At 68.9% G+C, this 20,918-nt stretch carries 20 protein-coding genes, 2 tRNA genes and 1 riboswitch; of the genes, 11 read left to right on the top strand and 11 right to left on the bottom strand.

Features of this window, described 5'->3' with window-relative positions; translation table 11 throughout:
• The first annotated feature begins 38 nt into the window (after window positions 1-38).
• From MNI96_RS17930 to MNI96_RS17915, 4 genes are all read left to right on the top strand, one after another.
• Window positions 39-112, top strand: a tRNA-Cys gene (locus MNI96_RS17930).
• A 199-nt stretch (window positions 113-311) separates the two neighbouring features.
• Window positions 312-1,328, top strand: coding sequence for a threonine-phosphate decarboxylase CobD (gene cobD / locus MNI96_RS17925; RefSeq protein ID WP_249695358.1), 1,017 nt, complete (start codon window positions 312-314; stop codon window positions 1,326-1,328).
• A gap of 4 nt (window positions 1,329-1,332) precedes the next feature.
• Entirely contained in the window at window positions 1,333-2,313 is a 981-nt protein-coding gene (cbiB, locus tag MNI96_RS17920) for an adenosylcobinamide-phosphate synthase CbiB (RefSeq protein ID WP_249695356.1), read from the top strand.
• An 8-nt stretch (window positions 2,314-2,321) separates the two neighbouring features.
• The gene (locus MNI96_RS17915) at window positions 2,322-2,936 is read left to right on the top strand and encodes a DUF938 domain-containing protein (RefSeq protein ID WP_249695354.1); all 615 of its coding nucleotides are present in this window, start codon (window positions 2,322-2,324) and stop codon (window positions 2,934-2,936) included.
• A 2-nt stretch (window positions 2,937-2,938) separates the two neighbouring features.
• Here the strand turns inward: MNI96_RS17915 and MNI96_RS17910 are convergent, their stop codons facing one another.
• From MNI96_RS17910 to cobU, 6 genes are read right to left on the bottom strand one after another with little or no spacing between them, the layout of a single operon-like run.
• The gene (locus tag MNI96_RS17910; protein ID WP_249695353.1) at window positions 2,939-4,408 is read right to left on the bottom strand and encodes a cobyric acid synthase; all 1,470 of its coding nucleotides are present in this window, start codon (window positions 4,406-4,408) and stop codon (window positions 2,939-2,941) included.
• A 2-nt stretch (window positions 4,409-4,410) separates the two neighbouring features.
• Window positions 4,411-4,890, bottom strand: coding sequence for a GNAT family N-acetyltransferase (locus MNI96_RS17905; RefSeq protein ID WP_249695352.1), 480 nt, complete (start codon window positions 4,888-4,890; stop codon window positions 4,411-4,413).
• A 21-nt stretch (window positions 4,891-4,911) separates the two neighbouring features.
• Complete coding sequence (gene cobO, locus MNI96_RS17900) at window positions 4,912-5,523, bottom strand: cob(I)yrinic acid a,c-diamide adenosyltransferase (RefSeq protein WP_158196361.1); 612 nt, start codon at window positions 5,521-5,523, stop codon at window positions 4,912-4,914.
• Window positions 5,524-5,540: 17 nt separating this feature from the next.
• A complete protein-coding gene (gene cobN / locus MNI96_RS17895; protein WP_249695351.1) occupies window positions 5,541-9,302 on the bottom strand; it encodes a cobaltochelatase subunit CobN in 3,762 nt (1,253 codons plus the stop codon).
• Window positions 9,303-9,339: 37 nt separating this feature from the next.
• Entirely contained in the window at window positions 9,340-10,449 is a 1,110-nt protein-coding gene (cobW, locus tag MNI96_RS17890; RefSeq protein ID WP_249695350.1) for a cobalamin biosynthesis protein CobW, read from the bottom strand.
• The gene (cobU, locus tag MNI96_RS17885) at window positions 10,446-11,021 is read right to left on the bottom strand and encodes a bifunctional adenosylcobinamide kinase/adenosylcobinamide-phosphate guanylyltransferase (RefSeq protein WP_249695349.1); all 576 of its coding nucleotides are present in this window, start codon (window positions 11,019-11,021) and stop codon (window positions 10,446-10,448) included. Before cobU ends, cobW begins: the two co-directional genes overlap by 4 nt.
• A 124-nt stretch (window positions 11,022-11,145) precedes the next feature.
• Window positions 11,146-11,371, bottom strand: a riboswitch (cobalamin riboswitch).
• Window positions 11,372-11,586: 215 nt separating this feature from the next.
• Here cobU and MNI96_RS17880 point away from each other — a divergent pair.
• Window positions 11,587-11,661 (top strand) — tRNA-Asn (locus MNI96_RS17880).
• Between the two features lie 79 nt (window positions 11,662-11,740).
• Here the strand turns inward: MNI96_RS17880 and MNI96_RS17875 are convergent.
• The 3 genes from MNI96_RS17875 to MNI96_RS17865 form a co-directional block, all read right to left on the bottom strand.
• Window positions 11,741-12,214: a TspO/MBR family protein gene (locus tag MNI96_RS17875; RefSeq protein ID WP_249695348.1), complete on the bottom strand. Its 474-nt coding sequence runs from the start codon at window positions 12,212-12,214 to the stop codon at window positions 11,741-11,743.
• A gap of 90 nt (window positions 12,215-12,304) precedes the next feature.
• Window positions 12,305-12,526 (bottom strand): DUF4287 domain-containing protein, encoded by a 222-nt coding sequence (locus MNI96_RS17870; RefSeq protein ID WP_249695347.1) that lies wholly within the window; start codon window positions 12,524-12,526, stop codon window positions 12,305-12,307.
• A 14-nt stretch (window positions 12,527-12,540) separates the two neighbouring features.
• Window positions 12,541-12,933, bottom strand: a complete 393-nt coding sequence (locus MNI96_RS17865) for a cupin domain-containing protein (RefSeq protein WP_249695345.1) — start codon at window positions 12,931-12,933, stop codon at window positions 12,541-12,543.
• Window positions 12,934-13,072: 139 nt separating this feature from the next.
• Here MNI96_RS17865 and MNI96_RS17860 point away from each other — a divergent pair, with 139 nt between their 5' ends.
• Window positions 13,073-13,576: a MarR family winged helix-turn-helix transcriptional regulator gene (locus tag MNI96_RS17860; protein WP_249695343.1), complete on the top strand. Its 504-nt coding sequence runs from the start codon at window positions 13,073-13,075 to the stop codon at window positions 13,574-13,576.
• Between the two features lie 27 nt (window positions 13,577-13,603).
• Here the strand turns inward: MNI96_RS17860 and MNI96_RS17855 are convergent, their stop codons facing one another.
• On the bottom strand, window positions 13,604-14,500 hold the full coding sequence (locus MNI96_RS17855) for a VOC family protein (RefSeq protein ID WP_249695341.1): 897 nt from the start codon (window positions 14,498-14,500) through the stop codon (window positions 13,604-13,606).
• 272 nt (window positions 14,501-14,772) lie between these two features.
• On the opposite strand from MNI96_RS17855, the gene MNI96_RS17850 reads away from it, so the two are divergent.
• Window positions 14,773-15,864, top strand: a complete 1,092-nt coding sequence (locus tag MNI96_RS17850) for an META domain-containing protein (RefSeq protein WP_249695339.1) — start codon at window positions 14,773-14,775, stop codon at window positions 15,862-15,864.
• Window positions 15,865-15,875: 11 nt separating this feature from the next.
• Here the strand turns inward: MNI96_RS17850 and MNI96_RS17845 are convergent, their stop codons facing one another.
• Window positions 15,876-17,075, bottom strand: coding sequence for a molybdate transporter family protein (locus tag MNI96_RS17845; RefSeq protein WP_249695337.1), 1,200 nt, complete (start codon window positions 17,073-17,075; stop codon window positions 15,876-15,878).
• Window positions 17,076-17,251: 176 nt separating this feature from the next.
• Between MNI96_RS17845 and MNI96_RS17840 the strand changes: the two genes are divergently transcribed.
• The 4 genes from MNI96_RS17840 to MNI96_RS17825 all read left to right on the top strand — a co-directional run bounded on the left by MNI96_RS17840 (window position 17,252) and on the right by MNI96_RS17825 (window position 20,858).
• Window positions 17,252-17,959 carry an ABC transporter permease gene (locus tag MNI96_RS17840; protein WP_249695335.1) on the top strand — a complete coding sequence of 236 codons (708 nt, stop codon included), beginning with the start codon at window positions 17,252-17,254 and terminating at the stop codon, window positions 17,957-17,959.
• Window positions 17,952-18,746, top strand: coding sequence for an ATP-binding cassette domain-containing protein (locus MNI96_RS17835; protein WP_249695333.1), 795 nt, complete (start codon window positions 17,952-17,954; stop codon window positions 18,744-18,746). Before MNI96_RS17840 ends, MNI96_RS17835 begins: the two co-directional genes overlap by 8 nt.
• Before the next feature lie 22 nt (window positions 18,747-18,768).
• Entirely contained in the window at window positions 18,769-19,602 is an 834-nt protein-coding gene (locus MNI96_RS17830; protein ID WP_249695331.1) for an ABC transporter substrate-binding protein, read from the top strand.
• A 617-nt stretch (window positions 19,603-20,219) separates the two neighbouring features.
• Window positions 20,220-20,858, top strand: a complete 639-nt coding sequence (locus tag MNI96_RS17825; protein WP_249695329.1) for a hypothetical protein — start codon at window positions 20,220-20,222, stop codon at window positions 20,856-20,858.
• Window positions 20,859-20,918: the final 60 nt, after the last annotated feature.

Genomic DNA, 20,918 nt, shown 5'->3' with positions numbered 1-20,918 from the left:
TGACCTGCGTTCGCATGTGATTGATAAGTCTGCCCGCTGGCCTCGTGGCGGAGTGGTGACGCAGCGGATTGCAAATCCGTGCACCCCGGTTCGATTCCGGGCGAGGCCTCCAGCACCCTCCCTTCCTTCCCCGATATAGCTGCCGCCCGCCTCTGCGAATGGCGATGGCGCGTGCTTGTCCCGCGCATCAAGACCGCTCCGCCAGCGCAATCTCTTCTCGCGGCTGCATTTTCGTTTTTCCTGTCGCGTTCCCCGTGGTCTATCTGTCATGCAGACGGCAACAACAGGACCATTCACCGGAGGATCAGGGCATGAAGCATGGCGGCGATCTGGGCGGCGCGATGGCCCGGTATGGCGGGCTTGCCGAGGACTGGCTGGACCTGTCGACCGGCATCAATCCGTATGCCTATCCCGTGCCTGCCTTGCCCGCCCGCTGCTGGCAGGACCTGCCCTCGCAGGGTGCGCTCGACCGGCTGCTTGCCGCCGCGCGCAGGGCCTATGAGGTGCCCGCTCACCTGAAACTCGCCGCCGCGCCCGGCACGCAGGCGCTGATCGCCTTGCTGCCGCATGTGCTGCCCCAGGGCGACGTCGCCATTGCCGGGCCGACCTATGGCAGCCACGGGGATAGCTGGCGCCGCGCCGGACGGCGGGTCTGCGAGATAACCTCGCCGCATGCCGAGCTGGCGCCCGAGGTCAAGGTGCTGGTGATCGTCAACCCGAACAACCCCGACGGCCGGCTGGTCGACCCCTCGAGCCTGCGCCACATGGCCGGGCAGTTGGCGGAACGCGGCGGCATGCTGGTCGTCGACGAGGCGTTCGCCGACTGCGTGCCGGGCGCCAGCGCGCTGCCGCATCTGGCCGGGCTCCCGGCACTGGTGCTGCGCTCCTTCGGCAAGTTCTACGGCCTTGCCGGGCTGCGCCTCGGTTTTGCCGCGGGACCCGAGACCATTGTCGCCGCGCTTTGCGAGCGGCTGGAGAGCTGGGCCGTCTCCGGCCCCGCAATCGAGACCGGCACGCAGGCGCTCGGCAATTATGCCTGGCGCCGGGCAATGATGGCACGGCTCGCGGACGAAGCCGCCGACCTGACGATGTCGTTGCAGATGCACGGACTTTCCGTCTTCGGCGGAACGCCGCTCTTCGTGCTGGCGGGCACGCGCAACGCGGCCGGCCTGCACGAGGCACTCGCCCGCCAGCGGATCTGGACCCGCATCTTCGACTACGCCCCGACCTGGCTGCGGATCGGCCTGCCCGGCGGGCGCGAAGGGCTGGCCCGGCTGGAGGCCGCACTGCAGGGCGCCATGGCCGACAGCGGCGCAACCGGGCGCTGAAGCCATGCTGCTCTTTGCCGACACCGCCTTCCTGCTGCTGCTGGCATTGGTGCTCGATGCGCTCATCGGCGATCCGCGCTGGCTTTGGGGCGCGGTGCCGCATCCGGTGGTGCTGTTCGGCAAGGTGATCGAGATCGCCGACCAGGATTTCAACGACCCCGCCGCCTCGCCGCGCACGCGCAAGATCTACGGCGCGGTGTTCCTCGCCAGCCTTGTCGCCTGCTCGCTGCTGATCGGCGCGCTGCTCGAGGCGATCCTGCGCGCGCTGCCCTTCGGCGAGATCGGCGTTGCGGTGATCGCGGCGATCTTCATTGCCCAGAAGAGCCTCTACGAACATGTGGCGGCGGTGCGCGACGGCCTGCTGGAGGACGGGCTTGCCGGCGGGCGGCGGGCGGTGGCGATGATCGTCGGCCGCGATCCGCAGCAGCTCGACGAGGCCGGCGTTTCCCGCGCGGCAATCGAATCCTGCGCTGAGAACGCCGCCGACGGAGTGACCGCGCCGGCCTTCTGGTTCCTGCTCCTCGGCCTGCCGGGGCTGATCGCCTACAAGGCGGTGAACACGGCGGATTCGATGATCGGCCACCGGACCGAGCGTCACGAGGCCTTCGGCTGGGCCTCCGCGCGCTTCGACGATCTGGTGAACTGGCCGGCCGCGCGCCTGTGCGGGCTCGCCATGGCGCTCACCGCTCCGCTGAACGGTGGCAGCCTCAAGGAAAGCCTAGCCGTGATGCGGCGGGACGCGCCGAAGCACCGCTCGCCCAATGCCGGCTGGCCGGAAGCGGCGATGGCTGCCGTGCTGGGCCTGGCGCTGGCCGGCCCGCGCGCTTATCCCGGCTATACGGTCGACGATCCGTTCATGAACGAAGGCGGCCGGCGCGAGGCCAGTGCCGGCGACATTTCGAGGGCGCTGAAGGTGTTCCGCCAGGCGATGGTGCTGCAGGCCGTCGCGGTGGCGGCCGTCGCGCTCGTCCCGCTGTTCCTGTGAGGTCCGCAATGCTTCCCTTCGCCCCCTCCGCCGAACGCAACAAGGACGCGATCCTCGCAGCGCTCCGCCCCCATCTCGCGCACTGCCGGCGCGTTCTGGAGATCGGCAGCGGCACCGGCCAGCATGCGGTGCACATGACCGCGGCCCTGCCGCAGCTCGTCTGGCAATGCAGCGAGTTGCCCGGCGCCGTCGAGGGGGTTGCGGCGAGGCTCGAGGCAGAAGGGACGACACGGACACCGCCGCCGCTCGCCCTCGACGTTGCCGCCCCGCCCTGGCCGCTGCCGGCGGCGGACGCGCCCGATGCCTTCGACGCGGTCTTCACAGCCAACACGCTGCACATCATGTCCTTCGCGCATGTCGGGCAGTTCTTTGCCCGCGTCGGCGAGGTGCTGGCGCCGGGTGGCCTGTGCTGCGTCTACGGGCCGATGAAATATGGCGGCGCCTTCACCACCAGGAGCAATGCCGAATTCGACGCGCAATTGCGGGCGCGCGACCCGCTGAGCGGCATTCGGGATTTCGAGGCGCTTGACGAACTGGCGCAAGCGCAGGGGCTGACCCTGCTGGAAGACCTTGCGATGCCGGCGAACAACCAGCTGCTGATATGGCGGCGCATCGGCGGGTAGGTTCACCGCGCGCGGGCGATCTCCAGCAGCGCCTCGATATCGAGCGAGGCTTCCAGATGCGCGGCCAGCGCGTCGAGCGTGCGGTCGATCTCGCCCTCGTAAGCGCGGGTGGAGCCGCTGCCCAGTTCCGCCAGCAGGCCAGCACGGAACGTGTCGGAGGCAAACAGCCCGTGCACATAGGTGCCGGCGATGCGCCCGTTCGCCGAGACCGCGCCGTCCGGCTCGCCGACCTCGCCCAGCAGCGCGAAGGGCCGCGCGGTGTCGGCTCCTTGCGTGCGGCCGATATGGATCTCGTAGCCGGAGAGCGCCGAGCCGCTCGCCGCATGGCGACCGGTCACCTCGACGAGGCGCTTGTCCGCCGTCAGCACGGTGTCGACGTCGAGGAGGCCAAGCCCGTCGACGGTGCCGGGCGTTCCCTCGATGCCGTCGGGGTCGGAGATGGTGCGCCCGAGCATCTGGTAGCCGCCGCACACGCCCATGACGCGGCCGCCGCGCCGCACATGGGCGGCAAGATCGATGTCCCAGCCCTGCGCGCGGAAGAAGGAGAGATCCCCGACCGTCGACTTGGACCCCGGCAGCAGCACCAGATCCGCATCCCCCGGCAGCGCCCGGCCCGGGCCGACCAGTTCCAGCGTCACGCCCGGCTCCAGCCGCAGCGGATCGAGATCGTCGAAATTGGCGATGCGGCTGATCACCGGCACGGCGATCTTCACCGAGCCGTCGCCGTCGCTTTCCTCCAGCGCCAGCGCATCTTCCGCCGGCAAGCGGTGCGCATCGGCAAACCACGGCACCACGCCGAGCGGCCGCCATCCGGTGCGCGCGGCGATCTCCCGCACGCCCTCGTCGAACAGGGACACATCCCCGCGGAAGCGGTTGACCAGGAAGGCCTTGATGCGGGTCCGCTCCGCCTCGGGCAGGATCGCATGGGTGCCGACGAGGCTCGCGATCACCCCGCCGCGGTCGATATCGCCGCACAAGGCGACGGGAATATCCACCGCCTCGGCAAAGCCCATATTGGCGATGTCGCCGGCGCGCAGGTTGATCTCCGCCGGGCTGCCCGCCCCTTCCACCAGAACAAGGTCCGCGCCCTCACTGAGCCGGTCGAAACTCTCCAGCACCTTCGGCAGGAGCTCGGCCTTGCGGCTGCCGTATTCGCGCGCGCGCATCGTGCCGGCGCGCTTGCCCTGCACGATGACCTGCGCCCCCACATCCGTCTCGGGCTTCAGGAGCACCGGGTTCATGTGCACCGACAGCGGCACGCGCGCGGCCATCGCCTGCAGCGCCTGCGCCCGGCCGATCTCGCCGCCGTCGGCGGTGACGGCCGCGTTGTTCGACATGTTCTGCGGCTTGAACGGCCGCACCTTCAGCCCCCGGTCGGCGAACAGCCGGCAGAGCCCCGCCACGACAAGGCTCTTGCCGACATTCGAGCCGGTGCCCTGGATCATCAGGGCGGGGATGCGGCGCGATGCCATCCTTACGTCGACATTCGCAAGCTGAGAGACTTGCGCATGGGCTGGGCGGACGCCTTGAGCCACGGCACGGCAGGACCGTCGTCGCTGTATCCGCGGGCGCGATAGAAGGTATGCGCCGTGCGCGTGCTGTTGAGCCTGGCCTCCGTGACGCCACGTTCGACCAGCCAGGCCTCCAGCCCGGCAAGCACCGCCTTGCTGACCCCGGTGAACCGCGCCTCTGGCGCGACATAGTTGAGCAGGATCGTGCCATCCGGCGCTGCGGCGCCGACGCCCAGTATGACATCCTCCGGCGAGACAGCGACCCGAACCGCACCGGATGCGGCCATCCAGTCGCGCACGCTCTCTGCGGTTTTGTTGGCAGTCCACGTGGCGACGGTTGCGGCATCACCCCCGTGGTCGGCTCCGCACAGCTCGACGATGCTGCGACGAAGCACGTCGGCGATTTCTTCTGCCTCGGCTGCCGTTGCCTCACGCAGTTGCATGGTCGCCTCCCCTCGCCATCATCAGAACTCGATCCCCTCCTGCGGCTTCACGCCGGAGCGGAACGGGTGCTTGACCTGCTCCATCTCGGTGACGAGGTCGGCGATCTCGATCAGCTCGTCCTTGGCGTTGCGGCCGGTGACGACGACATGCACGTCCTCCGGCTTCTCGTCGCGCAGGAAGGCGACGACTTCCTCGATCGGCAGGTAGTCGTAGCGCAGCACGATGTTCAGCTCGTCGCACAGGACGAGGCGATGCTCGCGCGAGCGGATCAGGTCCTTGGCCGCCTCCCAGGCGGCGCGGGCGGCGTCGATGTCGCGCTGGCGGTCCTGGGTCTCCCAGGTAAAGCCCTCGCCCATGCGCTTGATGGTGACGAGGTCGGAAAAGCGCTCCAGCGCCATGCGCTCGCCGGTCTCGATGCGGCCCTTGACGAACTGCACCACGGCGACCTTGTGGCCATGGCCGAGCGAGCGGAACACCATGCCGAAGCCGGCCGTCGACTTGCCCTTGCCCTTGCCGGTATGGACGATCAGGAGACCCTTCTCGATGGTCTTGGTCGCCATGATCTTGTCGCGCGCAGCCTTCTTCTTGCGCATCTTCTCGGCGTGGCGGGCGTTGAGCTCCTCTTCGCTCATTTCGGCCTTCTTGTCGCTCACGAAGTCGTCTCCCTTTCCTGCCCCTGCGGGCTCTCAATATTCAAGGCAGCGCGCACCGAATTGCGCCGCGGCCGCCACAGATCGCGCTCGACCGCCTCGCGGAAGCGCGCCTCGATTTCCTCCAGCGCCTTCGGATTGGCCGTCTCCAGAAAGGCGCGGACGTCGCCGTCGTCCAGATAGGCCTCATAGAGCTGGTCGAAGTGATGGTCGCCCACCGCATTGGTGGTGGCGGAAAAGGCGAAGAGATAGTCCACCGTCGCAGCGATCTCGAACGCGCCCTTGTAGCCGTGGCGCATGACGCCGGCGATCCACTTCGGATTGGCGGCGCGCCCCCGCACCACCCGGCCGATCTCCTCCGACAGGGTGCGGATCACCGGGCGCTCGGGGCGCGAATGGTCGTTGTGATAGATCTTCGGCGCCGTGCCCTTCAGCGTTTCCACCGTCGCGGCGAGCCCGCCTTCGAACTGGTAGTAGTCGTCGCTGTCGAGCAGGTCATGCTCGCGGTTGTCCTGGTTGTGCAGCACCGCGTCGACCTGCGACAGGCGCGCGGTCAGGCTGGCGCGCGCGCCCTCGCCCTTCGCCCCACCGCCATAGGCATAGGAGCCCCAGGCGAGGAACGCGTCGGCAAAGTCCGCGCGGGCCTCCCAGAGCCGCTCGTCGATCAAGGCCTGCAGGCCGGCGCCATAGGCACCGGGCTTCGACCCGAAGACGCGGTAGAGCGCCTGCCGGCGGGCCTGCGCCGGGGCAAGGCCGTCCGCCTCCAGCCGGGCGGCTTCCTTGCGGGCGCGCGCGGCGAGCGGGTTGGCGTCCTCCGGCTCCTCCAGCGCGGCGATGGCGGCGACCGCCGATTGGAACAGGTCGACCTGATGCGGGAAGGCATCGCGGAAGAAGCCGGAAATCCGCAGCGTGACGTCGACGCGCGGTCGGCCGAGCTCGGCCAACGACAGGATGTCGAAGCCGGTGACGCGGCCCGAGCCCGCCTCCCATTTCGGCCGGGCGCCGATCAGCGCCAGCGCCTGGGCGATGTCGTCGCCGCCGGTGCGCATGTTGGCCGTGCCCCAGCAGGTCAGCACGACGGCGGCCGGATACTCGCCCTCGTCCTGGAAATGCCGCTCGACCAGCCGCTCGGCGCTGGCCGCGCCGATGCGCCAGGAGGTCTCGGTCGGCACGGCGCGCACATCGACGGAGTAGAAGTTGCGGCCCGTCGGCAGCACGTCGGGGCGCCCGCGCGTCGGCGCGCCGGACGGGCCCGGCGGTACGAAGCGCCCGGCAAGACCGGCGAGAACGCCGGCGGTTTCCGCCTCGCCCGAGGCGGTGATGGCCGGGCGGATGCGGGTCTCGATCTCTTCCAGCACCGCGGCGGTAGCGGCAAAGCCGGCCGGCGCGCGGCCCGCCTCCACCAGCCGGGCTGCCAACAGCTCCAGCCGCTCCACCGTGTCGCCGCAGCTGCGCCAGGGGCTGCTTGCCACTTCTTCGAGCAGCACCGGGCGCGGCCCGTCGAAGGGCAGTTCGTAGGCGCAGGCGAGCGGATCGAAGCCCTCCAGCCCCAGGTCGCGGGCAAGCGCCCGGGTGATGCCCTCATTCGCCGGCCCCTCGCCGCGCGGCACCCGCACCAGCGCAACCAGAAGCGCGGTCAGCAGATCGCCCTGCGGCGCGGCACCCAGCACATGCAGCCCGTCGCGGATCTGCAGCTCCTTCAGGTCGCACAGATGCGCGTCGAGCCGCGCAAGCCGCGTCTCCTCGTCCATCTCGCTGGTCAGGCCGATGTCGCGGTCGAGGCCGTGCCGCTCCGCCGCCTCGAGAATGTCGCGGGTCAGCGCCTTCAGCCGGCGCGGGTCGACGCCCTGCGCCAGGTAATATTCGTCGAGCAGCACCTCCAGCTCGGCGGCAACGCCGTGGCTTTCGGCGCGTGCCAGCGGCGGCGTCAGGTGATCGACGATGACCGCGGAGGTGCGCCGCTTGGCCTGCGCCCCCTCGCCCGGATCGTTGACGATGAAGGGATAGACGTTGGGCAGCGGCCCGAGCACCGCTTCCGGGAAGCAGTCTTCCGACAGCGCCAGCGCCTTGCCCGGCAGCCATTCGAGATTGCCGTGCTTGCCCAGATGCACCACGGCGTGGACGCCGAATGCCTCCCTCAGCCAGATGTAGAAGGCGAAATAGTGGTGCGGCGGCACCAGGTCCGGGTCGTGATAGGTCGCCTTGGGATCGATGTTGTAGCCGCGCGCCGGCTGGATGCCGACGACCGCGTTGCCGAAGCCCGTCACGGCGAGGCGAAACGCCCCCTCCTCCACATGCGGATCGTCTTGCGGCTCCCCCCAGCGCGCCGTGACCGCCTCGCGCACCGCCTGCGGCAACCGGGCGAAGAAGGCGGCATAGTCGGCGAGCGGCAGCTGCGCGCCGCCATAGCGTACGCGGCGGGCGGCGATGTCGTTGGTCGGGCCGTCGCTGATCCGCGCCATCAGCTCGGCAGAGCCATCCGGCGCGCCGTCGATGCGGTAGCCCTCGGCGGCAAGCGCCTGCAACAGGCGGGCGCAGGAGGCCGGCGTGTCGAGGCCGACGCCATTGGCAAGGCGCCCGTCCTTGTTGGGATAGTTGGCCAGAATCAGCGCCACCTTGCGCTCCGCTGCCGGGGTCGCGGCGAGGCGGGCGATCCGCGCGGCCTGGGCCGCGACGAAGGCCACACGATCGGGCTTCGGCACGAAGCGCATGGTCGCGGACTGGGTCAGCGGATCGTGCGGCGCCTGCTCCTTGAAGGACACAGCGCGGGTGAGAATGCGCCCGTCCACCTCCGGCATCACCACATGCATGGCAAGATCGCGGATCGACAGGCCCTGGTCTGCGTCGCGCCAGCCCTCTTCCGAGGACGAGGAGAACACCACCTGCAGCACCGGCACGCTAGGTGCGTCGAGCGGCGTTTCGCTATGGGCCTCGCCGGCCTTCGAGACGGCGAAGGCGGTGGCGTTGAGCACCACGGCGGGCGGCGCCTCGGCAAAGAGCGCTGCCAGCACGGAGGCGGATTCGGCCTCCTTCAGCGAGGAGACGAAGATCGGCAGCGGGTTGATGCCCTCGCCCGCCAGAGCCGCGCACAGGGCCTCGACCGGCGCGGTCGCCGCACTCTGCATCAAGGCCTTGTAGAAGACGATGGCGGCAACGGGCGCGGCAGGATCGGCCCAGGTCGCCTTGAGCTCGGCCAGCGTCGGGCGAGCCCGGCCGGGCAGCAGCAGGCCGGCGCGCGGCAGCGGACGCGGCGGATCGGGCTCCTCCGCCCCGTCCAGCAGATGCGCGGCGTAGCGCAGGAAGTTGCCGAGATTCTCCGCCCCGCCTTCGGCCAGATAGCGCCACAGGCGCATCACCTCGTCGACCGGCAGCGTGGAGCGGGCGGCAAGGTCCGCGTCCCAGCGGTCGTCGCCCGGCATCACCGCCAGATGCAGGCCATGCCCGCGCGCCGTCTCGGTCAGCCGCTCGACGCCATAGGGCCAGTATTCCGCCCCGCCGAGCAGGCGCAGCACGACGAGGCGGGAGCCCGCCACCGTCTGATCGGCATACATGTCGACCGAATAGGGGTGCGACAGGGCCATCAGGTTGGCGAGACGCAGGCTCGGCTGCCCCGCACCGCCGCCCCCCGCTGCCACGGCGGCGAGCGAGGCGAGTTCCGTATCGGCGGCCGACAGCACCACGACATCGGCCGGCGACTGGCCGAGATCGACCGCCTCGTCGCCCTGGTCGATGCGTCCGCTCCGTCCTGCGAGAATATGCATGCCGTCTCCTGCCCTGTCGCCTTGCCTGCCGTCCGGATCAGGCCGCGAGCGCGCTGGCGAGCAGGCCCTCGACGCGGGCAAGGTCGAAGCCGGCAAGGCCGATCACCACGACCCGGCCGGGGCCGCGGGCATCGCGCGCGAACCACGCCTCGACGCGCGGGCCGACCGCCTGCACCATGGCCGGCGCCGCCTTGCCCTCGATGCCGACCGCACCCTTGATGCGCAGGACGCCGGGCACCGCCATGGCGGCGGCAACGCGCGCCTCCAGATCCTTCAGCGAGGCGAGCGGGGCGAGCTCGACCACATGGCTGACGAAGTCGTCGTGGTCGTGATGATGATGGTGATCGTGGTCATGATCGTGATCGTGATCGTCGTGATCATGGTCATGGTCGTGGTGGTGATGCTCGTGATGGCTCTCGCGCCCGTGCATGTCCTCTTCCGAGGCGCTCATCCGGCCGAGCAGCACGTCGGCGGCGAGCATGCCCTTTTCCGCCGCGACGATCTCCACCGCCGCGCGGACACGTCCGGCGACTTCGGCGCGCACGCGCTCCAGCGTCGCCGCGTCGACGAGGTCGGCCTTGTTCAGCACGACGAGGTCAGCGCAGATCAGTTGGTCCTCGAACAGTTCCTCCACCGGGCTGTCATGGTCCAGCGCCTCGTCGGCGGCGCGCTGCGCGGCCAGCGCCACCTCGTCGCCCGTGACGCGGCCTTCCGCGACGGCCGCCGCATCGACCACCGTCACCACCGCATCGACCGTCACGCGGGTCTTGACGCTCGGCCAGGAGAAGGCGCGCACCAGCGGCTGCGGCAGGGCAAGGCCCGAGGTCTCGATGACGATGTGGTCAGGCGCCTCGTCGCGGGCGATCAGCATTTCCATCGTCGGCAGGAAGTCGTCGGCGACGGTGCAGCAGATGCAGCCGTTGGTCAGTTCCACCACCTCTTCCGCCGCGCAGTCCGGATCGGCGCAGCCGTCGACCAGCGAACCGTCGAAGCCCATGTCGCCGAACTCGTTGACGATGAGGGCGATGCGCTTGCCCTTCGCCTCGCGCAGCAGGTTGGAGAGCAGCGTCGTCTTGCCGGCCCCCAGGAAGCCGGTGACGATGGTGGCCGGGATCTTGCCGGCGGTGCGGGGCGTGGAGGCGGTCATAGGCGAATCTCCGGCTGGAGGTGGGACGGCTTGAGAACGAGCGGCAGGCCGGCGGCGACGAGCACCGCGACATCGGCGAGTTCCGCAATGCGGCGATTGAGGCGACCCTGCTCGTCGCGAAAGCGGCGGGCGAGCGCATTGTCGGGAACGATGCCCGAGCCGACCTCGTTGGTGACGAGAACGACCGGACCGGGCGCTGCGCACAGCGCCCCGGCAAGCCGGGCCGTTTCCGCTTCCGGATTGGCTTCAGCGAAAATCAGGTTGCTGAGCCACAGGGTCAGGCAATCGACGAGGATGGCGCGATGCGCCGTGCTCTCGGCGGCGATGACGCCGGCCAGATCGCGCGGCTCCTCGATGGTGCGCCAGCCCCCGCCACGCTGGTCGCGGTGGCGGTCGATGCGCTGGCGCATCTCCTCGTCATAGGGCGTGCAGGTGGCGACATAGATGCGCTCGCGCGTCGAGGCACGCACCAGCCCCTCGGCATAAAGGCTCTTGCCCGAGCGTGCGCCGCCCGTCACCAGCACGGTGCGGGCCGTGATCGACGATACGCGGGCAGCGGGAGCATCACTCACGCACAAGCCCTCCGGCCACGGAATATGCCGGGAAAGCTGAAGCGGCGGGCGCCGTTCAACGGGAACATTCTAGCCTCCTGCCGTCCACCCGACGGCGCGTGACGTTTCGGGCCGGACCCTTGAAAAAGGCCCGGATGATCCGGCTCGTCTCCTGGCTCGCGGGTCAATGCCTCGCCCTGCCCTTCCCGGACCCAATGGCCCAGTGGTTCATGCAGGAAGGCTCGCCGCTCACAGTTGCGGGGGCAGCTGCGGATTCGGGAGCCCGATTTGGGTCCTCCCCCACCGCATTCCGACTTTCCCCTTTCATCGGACTTCGTCCGTCAGAAAGGACCGGAGGATGACGACTCATAGCCTGCCGAAGGGGCCCGCGTCCAGCAGCGTGGCACGGCAGCTCCGGCGGATGCCTTCCGTAACGGCGACCTTGCCTGCCCGCGCGCCAACGCCCTGAGGATCGCGAGGCATCCCGACTGTGGAAAAGTTTTGCGACAAAGGACTTGGCAAGCGGCGGCGCAGTTTGCTATACGCCTGCCACCGACGCGGTGCATCTGCCCCGCGTGACTTGTGATCCCCGGTAGCTCAGTGGTAGAGCAAGCGGCTGTTAACCGCTTGGTCGCTGGTTCGAATCCGGCCCGGGGAGCCACTCTCTCGCTCTCTCCCAGAACATCCGATCATGCCGCCACCGCACGACGCATCGCGCCGCGCGGCAATTTGCGTTTGCCTCACCCCTCCCGGTTCAGCTGCCAGATCGAGAAGTTCAGCGCGCCGGCGAAGGTGACCCAGGCGAGATAGGGCACGAGCAGCAGCGCCGCGAGGATGTGCACCGGCCAAAACAGGAGAATCGTCGCCACAATCGACAGCCACACCAGCACGATGTCGATCATGCCGAGGTCCGGGCGGTGCAGGCCGAAGAACAGCGGCGTCCAAACGCCGTTGAGCACCAGCTGGATGCCGTAGACGGCGAGCGGCAGAGCCGCGCCGTCGAAGCCCGCCTCGCGCCAGACCAGCCAGCCCGACACCCCGATCATCACATAGAGCACCGTCCAGACCGGGGCGAACAGCTTGTTGGGCGGGCGCCAGGACGGCTTCTTCAGGCGCTCGTACCACTCGCCCGGGCGGAACAGCGCCCCGGTCAGGGCCGCGAGAAAACAGGCTGCCAGAAACCCGAAAAGAGCCGGCAGGGTCGACGCATCCATCAGTTTTGCCTCGAAAGTTCGCGAACCATTGTTCTCAGGGGGAAGCCCCCTCTTGTCGAGCCAACGCATCGCGGGCTGGCCAAGTTCCCCTCATTTATCCTCGGCGAGCGTATGGGCAACCAGCGCGTTGGCGTGGCCGTGGCCGAGGCCGTGCGTCGCCTTCAACCAGGCCACCAGTTCCATGTGCTTGAGACCCGGCTGGGCGCGGATCAGGGCTTTCCATTCAGCGATGGGGCGGCCGTATTTTTTCTCGATGGAGGGGAAATAGGAGGCCGGCCCCTTTACCGGCTGCTTGTCTTCGGACGAGGACATCAGTGATTTCCTTCCTAAAGATCCTGCTGGCGGATCGTGTCGGACGGATGGATGCAGACCAGCTCCAGCTGCTCCGTGCCGACATTGAGGTAGCGGTGCGGCACATCGGCCGGCGCGACGACGATGTCGCCGGCAGAGGCGCGCAGCCGCTCGCCGCCGACCAGGAATTCCGCCTCGCCTTTCCGCACCACCCAGGTTTCGCGATAGGGATGGATATGCAGCTGCGATCCGGTCCCCGGCGCGCTGTCGGTGACGAACATCGAAACCGGCGAGCCGTAATCCTTCCCCTCGAACCGCACCGTCGGGCTTTCGCCCGGCGCCGGTGGGCGATGGCGGCGCACCGAGATCTCGGGCCGTCCGACCTCCTCGACAGAAGCCCGGACAGAAGTGCAGGCACTGGCAGTCATGGCAATTCTCCTTCACTATCTCGACGTGAAGATACTTCTGCAGATTTGCCTTTGCGTCAAGATAAATATCTTGATATCGAGAGACTGAGCCGGCGGTCGTGGCTTCGAGCGGCAGCAGTGAGCGAGAAAGAGGAATGCCATGGCGGATCACGTCGACAGGCTGAGGGCGCAGTGGGCGCGGGAACTGCCGGATCTCGACACCGAGCCGATGGCGATCCTCGGCCGGGCGCGGCGGCTGACGCTGCTGGCAGGCAGCAGCATCGAGAAGACCTTCGCAGGCTTCGGCCTCGACCGCGGCGAGTTCGACGTCATCTCCACCCTGCGCCGCTCCGGCCCACCCTATCGGCTGACGCCGACCGAGCTCTACTCGACGCTGATGATCTCCTCCGGCGGACTGACGCACCGGCTCGGGAGGCTGGAGAAGGCAGGCCTTATCGCGCGCGAGAAATCGGTGAGCGACGGACGCAGCCTCGAGGTCGTGCTGACCCCGGCCGGCATCTCGCTGGCGGAAGAGGCCTTCCGCGCGGACATGGCGAACGAGGCGCGGTATCTCGCGCACCTTGCCCCGGCAGAGCGCGAGGCGCTGGCCGGGTTGCTGCGAAGGCTGCTGGAAGAGCTGGAGGCTGGAGACGCCAAGGCCTGACCGGCCCCGACCGCCGACACTCCTGGGTCAGGCCGCGGTCAGACGCAGGCGCGTGCCCCAAGGGTCGGCGATGACGAGCCCGTCGCTCCCCTCCTCCGCCGGTTCCAGCCCGGCCTTGCGGGCGGCGTCGGCGATGGCGCCGATCCTGCCAGCATCTCGCAGGACGATCTCCAACTCGGCCAATCCGGTGCGGCCTGCCTTTCGCGGCCCCGCGCCCCGGCTGTTCCAGATGTTGCCGGCCAGTTGGTGGTGATAGCCGCCCGAGCCGTAGAAGCTCGCGCCCGGATAGCGCGCGGCGATGTCGAAGCCGAGCAACCCGGCATAGAAGGCGTCGGCCTTGTCCGTGGCCCCGACCTGCAGGTGCACATGGCCGACGATGGTGCCGGCCGGCGCCCCTTGCCACTGCGTGCCCTCAGCCGAGCCCAGCAGCGAAGGCGCATCCAGCGGGTCCGTCGACATGACGATGGCACCCGACGCATCCGTCCAGGCCGACGGGGCGCGGTCGGCATAGATCTCGATGCCGTTGCCTTCCGGGTCGGCGAGGTAGACCGCCTCGCTCACCTTGTGGTCGGAGGCGCCCTGCAGGCGCAGGCCGCGCGCGGCGGCGAAGGCGAGCCAGCGGCCGAGATCCGCCCGCGTCGGCAGCAGGAAGGCCGTGTGGAACAGCCCCGCTTCCGAGCGCGGCGCGATCTCGAGGGCCGCATCGCCGCGCAGGCGCAGCAGCGGCACCCCGCCGGCGCCGAGCAGCGCATCAAGGCCATCCGTGCCGAGGTCTTCAAGGCCCAGAACATCGCGATAGAAACCGGCGACGCGCGCGCCGTCGCGCACGGCCAGCGTGACGATGCCGACGCGCATGGGCGCTGCGGCCATGTCGAAACGGTCGGCTTGCGCGCCGGTCCGGCTATCGAGGGTGGTGGCGGACATGACTGTCTCCAGGTCTCAATGCGGGACGGAACGCCCGCAATCTGTGACCTCGAATGTGCGCCTCACGCGGCGCAATTACAATCCGCCCTTTCCTCATAGTATCGTTCACGAAACGCGAACAATAAGCGCAGGTTCGCGTAGGTGGGGATCCCGGCCCGCCGGCCGGCAAAGCTTGCATCGGCCCCGCTTTCGCCGCTAAGCCGAGAAAGGATCGCTGCGACCGGGCACCGTTCGAGGATGTGCGGCCGCTTTGCAAGCATGGCAGGACAGGCATGGAACAGACACGCAAACCCACCACGGCAGCCTTCGTTACTCTGGCCCTTGCCAGGGTCTTGGCCGGGGTCTTGGCCGGCACCGCGCTGGCCTATTCGCTGCAGCCCGCCACGGCGCAGGACGAGGCCTGGTCGGTGAAGGTGACGGGCAGTGCCGCCTATCGCGAGCGCATCGCCATCGGCAGCACTGCGGAGCTGGTGGTGGAACTGCGCGAAATGGCAGCGCTCCAGCCGGAGGTCGACCCGGCGACCGTGCGCCTCGTTGCGGAAAATCGCCAGAAGCTGGAGGGCCGGCAGGTGCCGGTCCCCTTCTACCTGAAGGCCGAGGGCGCCAAACTCGTGCCCGGCACGAACTATGCCCTGCGCCTGCAGCTCACCGACGGCGACGGACCGGGCTGGGTCTCTGTGCCGATCTCGGTCGAGATCGCAGCGGATGCAGCCGGCACGATCGAGATCGACGCCGGCGATGTGCTGCTGGCGCGCGGCCTGCCGGCCCAGGTCACCGCGAGCCTCGCCTGCGGCGACGTCGCGGGCCGGCTGCGGCAGACCGGCGAGAGCGCGGTGCTGGAGCTCGGCGATGAAACGCTGGCCCTCACGCAGACGCCGGCCGCCAGCGGCGTGCGCTACGAGGCGGACGGCGATGCCACCACCGTGCTGTGGACCAAGGGGCTGGAAGCGAGCTTCACCTTGCGCGGACAGGAGCAGCCGCCCTGTACGCTGGAAGTCGAGACGCCGGATATCGCCTCGGGCATGGATACTCTGCCCGGCGGCGAATGGGTGGTCGAGGACATCTCGAGAAGCGGCATCATCGACAATTCGCGCGTGACGCTGATCTTTGCCGCCGACGGCCAGCTCGGCGGGCGGGCCACCTGCAACAGCTACGGCACCCGCTTTGCCACCAACGGCGACCGCATCGCCATCGACCCGCGCGCGATCTCGACGATGATGGCCTGCGCCCCGGCCTTGATGAACCAGGAGCGCAAGTTCCTCGACACCCTGCCGAAGCTCACCGGCTGGCGCATCGACGAGACAGGCGCCCTGCTGTTGGAAGGCGGCGACGGTGCCTTGGTGAAGGCCCGCCGCGACGGCTGAATAGGGGCGGTTTACCTGCTGGCGCGCCGCCGCGCGGACAGGCGCGCCCGCACCGCCTCGGCGGCAAGGCCCGCGGCAAATCCCGGCAACACGCCGAGGCCGAACGTGCCGAGGGCCGTGGCGGCGATCACCGGCCGGCAGTCGGGCCGGGCATCGAACAGGCGGCGACTGAAGGCAAGGTCCCAGGCAGCGTAAAGCAGCAATGCGCCGGCGACCGGCGCGGGAATGCGGGCAAGCAGTTCGACCACCGCATCGCCCGACAGGGCGGCGGCGGCGCACAGGCCCGCCAGCAGCAGCGGAGCGAGCATCCCCCGCGCGCCGAAGCGGTGATGGCCGGAAATGCCGCCCGCGCCATGGCACATGGGCAGGGCGCCGAGCGGCGCCATCACCAGATTGACGAGGCCCGAGGTCGCGGCGAGCCGGCGCTCGCCGACATGCCGCGCCGCCTCGCCGTGCAGCGACCGCGCCACGGCCGCCGCCACCACGACGGCATTGAGCAGCGTCAGGGGCAGTTGCGGCAGCACGCCGAAGGTCACCGCATCGAGCAGGGACGGCGCTTGCACTGTCGCCCCGGCCGCTCCGCCGGCGGCAAGCAGCGCCAATCCGGGAGCGGCGAGCCCGTCGCCCAGCAGCGGGCCGAATGCGACGGCGGCGACCACCAGCAGAAGGGCCCAGGGCCCGCGCGGCAGCACGAAGCTGAGCGCCAGCACGGCGACGGCGGCCGCGCCCAGCAGCCATTGCCCGCCGATCATCCGGAAAGCCAAGGCGCCGAGCAGCAAGCCGAGGCCCGCCTGCAGGCCCGTCACCACCGACTGCGGAATGGCCCGCGCCGCCCGTACCAGATGCGGCGTGCAGGCGAAACCGACCAGCAGCACGCCGAGCAGCGCCCCGCCCCAGGCGATCTCGACTCCGGCGACCGCTCCGGTCAGGATCGCCACGCCGAACGCCTTCATCGGCTGCACGGCGATGGGCAGGCGGTAGACCAGTGCCACCATCAGGTAGGCGACCGCGAAGCCGGCAAACACCGGCGCGGGCGCGGCCAGCCCCGCGACCAGCACCAGAACCACGTAGGGCAGGAACGTGCCGAGATCGCCGCAGGCGCCGGACGCCTCGGCCAGCACATGCGCCAGCGCATCGCGCACAGGCCTTTGCTGCGGCGCACCGAGCGTCACAGTCTTCTCGATCGTGCCCTTTTGCGCGTTTTCGTGCATTATTTTCGTTTTTCTTGTGAGAGTTTCCTCACCTTGCCAACAGCATCCCGAAGATTGCGCAGGAAAGCAACGCTCTCCGCATTTTCCGTCAGGGGATTTGCCGGTCACGGTGCCGAACGGGTGGATTTTTAGACTTTTTTGTGCATTTCTTCCCCTGAGAGGGAGAAATCACAGGCATGCAGACCTTTGCGTCCGTTCTCGGCGATGCGGTTGCCCTGATCCTGTCGGGCGATGCGGACCTGATGGAAATCATCGCACTGTCCCTGCGCGTCACGATCACGGCGGTCATCGCCGCCTGCCTGATCGGCCTGCCGCTCGGCGCCGTCGTCGGCGCGTTCCGCTTTCCCGGCCGCACGCTGGCGACCGTCCTGCTCAACTCGCTGATGGGCCTGCCGCCGGTCGTGGTCGGCCTCGTCGTCTATCTGGCGCTGTCGGCCTCCGGTCCGCTCGGCCCGCTCGGCCTGCTCTACACCCCGACTGCGATGGTGATCGCACAGACCATCCTGGTCACGCCGATCGTCGCCGCCCTCACGCGCCAGGTGATCGAGGATCTCGACCGCGAATATTCCGAGCAGTTCCGCTCGCTCGGCGTCGGTCCCCTCACCCGCATCGGTGCGCTTTTGTGGGATGCGCGCTACAGCTTGCTGACCGTGGCGCTCGCCGGCTTCGGCCGCGCCGTCGCGGAGGTCGGCGCGGTGATCATCGTCGGCGGCAACATCAACCACGTCACCCGGGTGATGACGACGACCATCGCGCTGGAGACCTCCAAGGGCAACCTGGAGCTGGCGCTGGCGCTCGGCGTCGTGCTGCTGGTGATCGCCGTCCTGGTGAACGCCGCCGTCATGGGCCTGCGCGCCTCCGCCGCGAGGGCCGCCTATGCGTGAGGCGGCGGCCAGAACCGAAGTGGAAGACGCCGCGAGCATTGCCGCGGCAGCCGTCCCCGCCCTGCTGGAGGCGCAAGGCCTGCGGCTGGAGATCGGCGGCAAGCGCCTGATCGACGGCATCGACATCCGCATCGGCCAGGGGCGCAAGACCATGATCATGGGCGCCAATGGCGCCGGCAAGAGCCTGCTGCTGCGCCTTCTGCACGGGCTGATCGTGCCGACCGCCGGCCGGATGACCTGGCGCGGCGGCCCGCTCGACAAGAGCGCCCGACGGGCACAGGCGATGGTGTTCCAGCGTCCCGTGATGCTGCGCCGCTCGGTGCTCGCCAATCTCGCCTTCGCGCTGAAGGTGCGGGGCTTGCGGGGGCCTGCGCGCGAGGCACGCATCGCCGAGGCGCTGGACAAGGCGCAGCTCGGCGACCTTGCCCGCAGCCCGGCTCGGGTGCTGTCGGGCGGCGAGCAGCAGCGCCTTGCCCTTGCCCGCGCGCTCGCCTGTGATCCCGAGCTCCTGTTCCTCGACGAGCCGACGGCGAGCCTCGACCCGGCGTCGACCCAGGCCATCGAAAGCCTGATCGCCGATGCCAGCCGGCGCGGCGTCACGGTCGTGATGGTGAGCCACGATCTCGGCCAGGCCCGGCGGCTGGCGGACGACATCGTCTTCCTGCAGGCCGGCCGGGTCGCGGAGAGCGGCCCCGCCTCGCGGGTGCTCTGCTCCCCCCGATCCGAAGCCGCCGGGGCCTGGCTGGAAGGGCGCCTTTTCCTCGACGGACAGGGCGCGCAAGGCTGATCAACAACGTAGGAGTTTCAACATGCTTCGTCGTCGGTTCCTGACACTCGCCGCAGCCGGCCTTCTGGCGACGGGCCTTACCGCCCCGCTGCATGCGGAAGAAAATTTCATCGTGGTGCAGTCCACCACCTCGACGCAGAACTCGGGCCTGTTCGAGTTCATGTTGCCGAAGTTCAAGGAAAAGACCGGCATCGAGGTGCGCGTCGTGGCCGTGGGCACCGGCCAGGCGATCAAGAACGCCGCCAATGGCGACGGCGATGTGCTGTTCGTCCATGCCAAGCCGGCGGAAGAGAAGTTCGTTGCCGACGGCGACGGCGTGGAGCGCTTCGACGTCATGTACAACGACTTCGTCATCGTCGGCCCGCCGTCGGATCCGGCCGGTGTCGCCGGCTCCGCCAATGTTGTCGACGCGCTCAAGAAGATCGCCGAGGCCGAGGCCCCGTTCGCCTCGCGCGGCGACGACAGCGGCACCCACAAGGCCGAGCTCGCCCTGTGGAAGGCGGCCGATATCGACGTCGAGGCAGCGTCGGGCGGCTGGTATCGCGAGACAGGCTCGGGCATGGGCGCGACGCTCAACACCGGCACCGGCATGGGCGCCTATGTCATGACCGACCGCGCCACCTGGATCTCCTTCGGCAACAAGGGCGAATACAAGATCGCCGTCGAGGGCGACGAGAAGATGTTCAACCAGTACGGCATCATCCTCGTGAACAAGGAGAAGCACCCGAACGTGAAGGCCGACCTCGGCCAGCAGTTCGTCGACTGGGTGATCTCCGACGAGGGGCAGCAGGTCATCGCCGACTACAAGATCGACGGCCAGCAATTGTTCTTCGCCAACGCCAAGCCCGGCAGCTGAGGCGCACACCACCCGGCAACGAGCCGGCGTGGGACCCATCCCGCGCCGGCGCTGTTGCACGGCGGCAACGTGCTGACCCTGGAAACTCGAAGGCGACGCTGACGCCGCAGACCCTGTTCACGGTCTGCGGCGCCGAGGTGACGGGGGAGCGCACCGCCTCGGGCCGTGCCGTCTGCTGCCGCGCCTTGCAGGCCCGCGAGCTTGCCCCCGCGCACGAACGCCCTGTTCGGCAGCTACGCAACGCCTCCGGCCACGCGCGCCGTCCGAAACTCACGGAAACGTGAGATTAACCTCGCCACCTTTTCGCCTCGCACGCGCCCCATTCCTGCCCCGTTTGAAACTCTTGCGATTCCAGCGCGTTATCACGGCGCCCTGCCGATGTATGAAAAAATCGTTTCCAGCGGAACCGCATAGGTGTGATGCGCGTTACTGTTTTGTCAGGATGTTTGAGAGACGTTGGTGCAGGCTTGGCCTAGAATATTTGGATGGCATACACCAAATCTCAAGCTTAGCAACATTCAGGCGGTTACCGACCAAAGAACTCGGGACCGCCCAGCCTTGGGAGGCGACGAATGTTTGAAGATGCAAAGAATATCGTTGCAGGAAAGTCACGGAGTGTGACTTCCCGGCACGGCGCTACCCGCACAGGACTGGCCATTGCAGCCGCAATCGGCATTGCCGCGGTTGTTACCGGGTCCGAGCTCCGCGCGGATTCCGCCGACACGGTTCTCCAGAAGAGCGACCGCGAAACGTTTCTCATTCCCGAAGACCGTCTGGCGGTCACGCTCGGCACGCCTCAGGGCACCGACGGCGAGAGCTCCTATGCCATCTGGGTCGGCGAGGTGGAACGCAACGGTCGCAAGATCACGTGGGTCGAGCTGATCGACGAGCACGGCGAGGTGATCTACGACAGCGAAGTGGCGCAGAACGAGACGCATCTGCTGCCCGACGGTCGCGCCGTCGTCGTGCGTGCCATGGCGGACCCGCAGGATAGCGAGACGCGCGTCGCCAAGACCGACCAGTCGCGCGTTGCCCCCGATGCCCGCCTCGTGGTGACCCGCCGCGTGGTCGACGATCCGGACCTGCAGACCACGATCGAGTTCATCGAGGAGACCCCCCGCTCGGAACCATCGGCGATGATGCGGATCGCCGCGTTCGGTAACGCTGTGTGGACCGCCATCGTCGTCAGCCTTGGCGCCGCGGCCGACAGCGTCGTCGTCGCCTGGAACTGGATCACGGAACCGTTTCGCGCCTGATCTGCCGCGCGTGTTCGGTAGCGTTTGATGTGCACCTGACCCTTGGCTTGTAGTTCCGGC

Origin of the sequence: Stappia sp. WLB 29 (assembly GCF_023507705.1) — a bacterium.
Lineage (GTDB): Bacteria > Pseudomonadota > Alphaproteobacteria > Rhizobiales > Stappiaceae > Stappia.
Note: the sequence above shows the minus strand (reverse complement) of the source record. Positions and strands in the feature narration are given on the sequence as shown.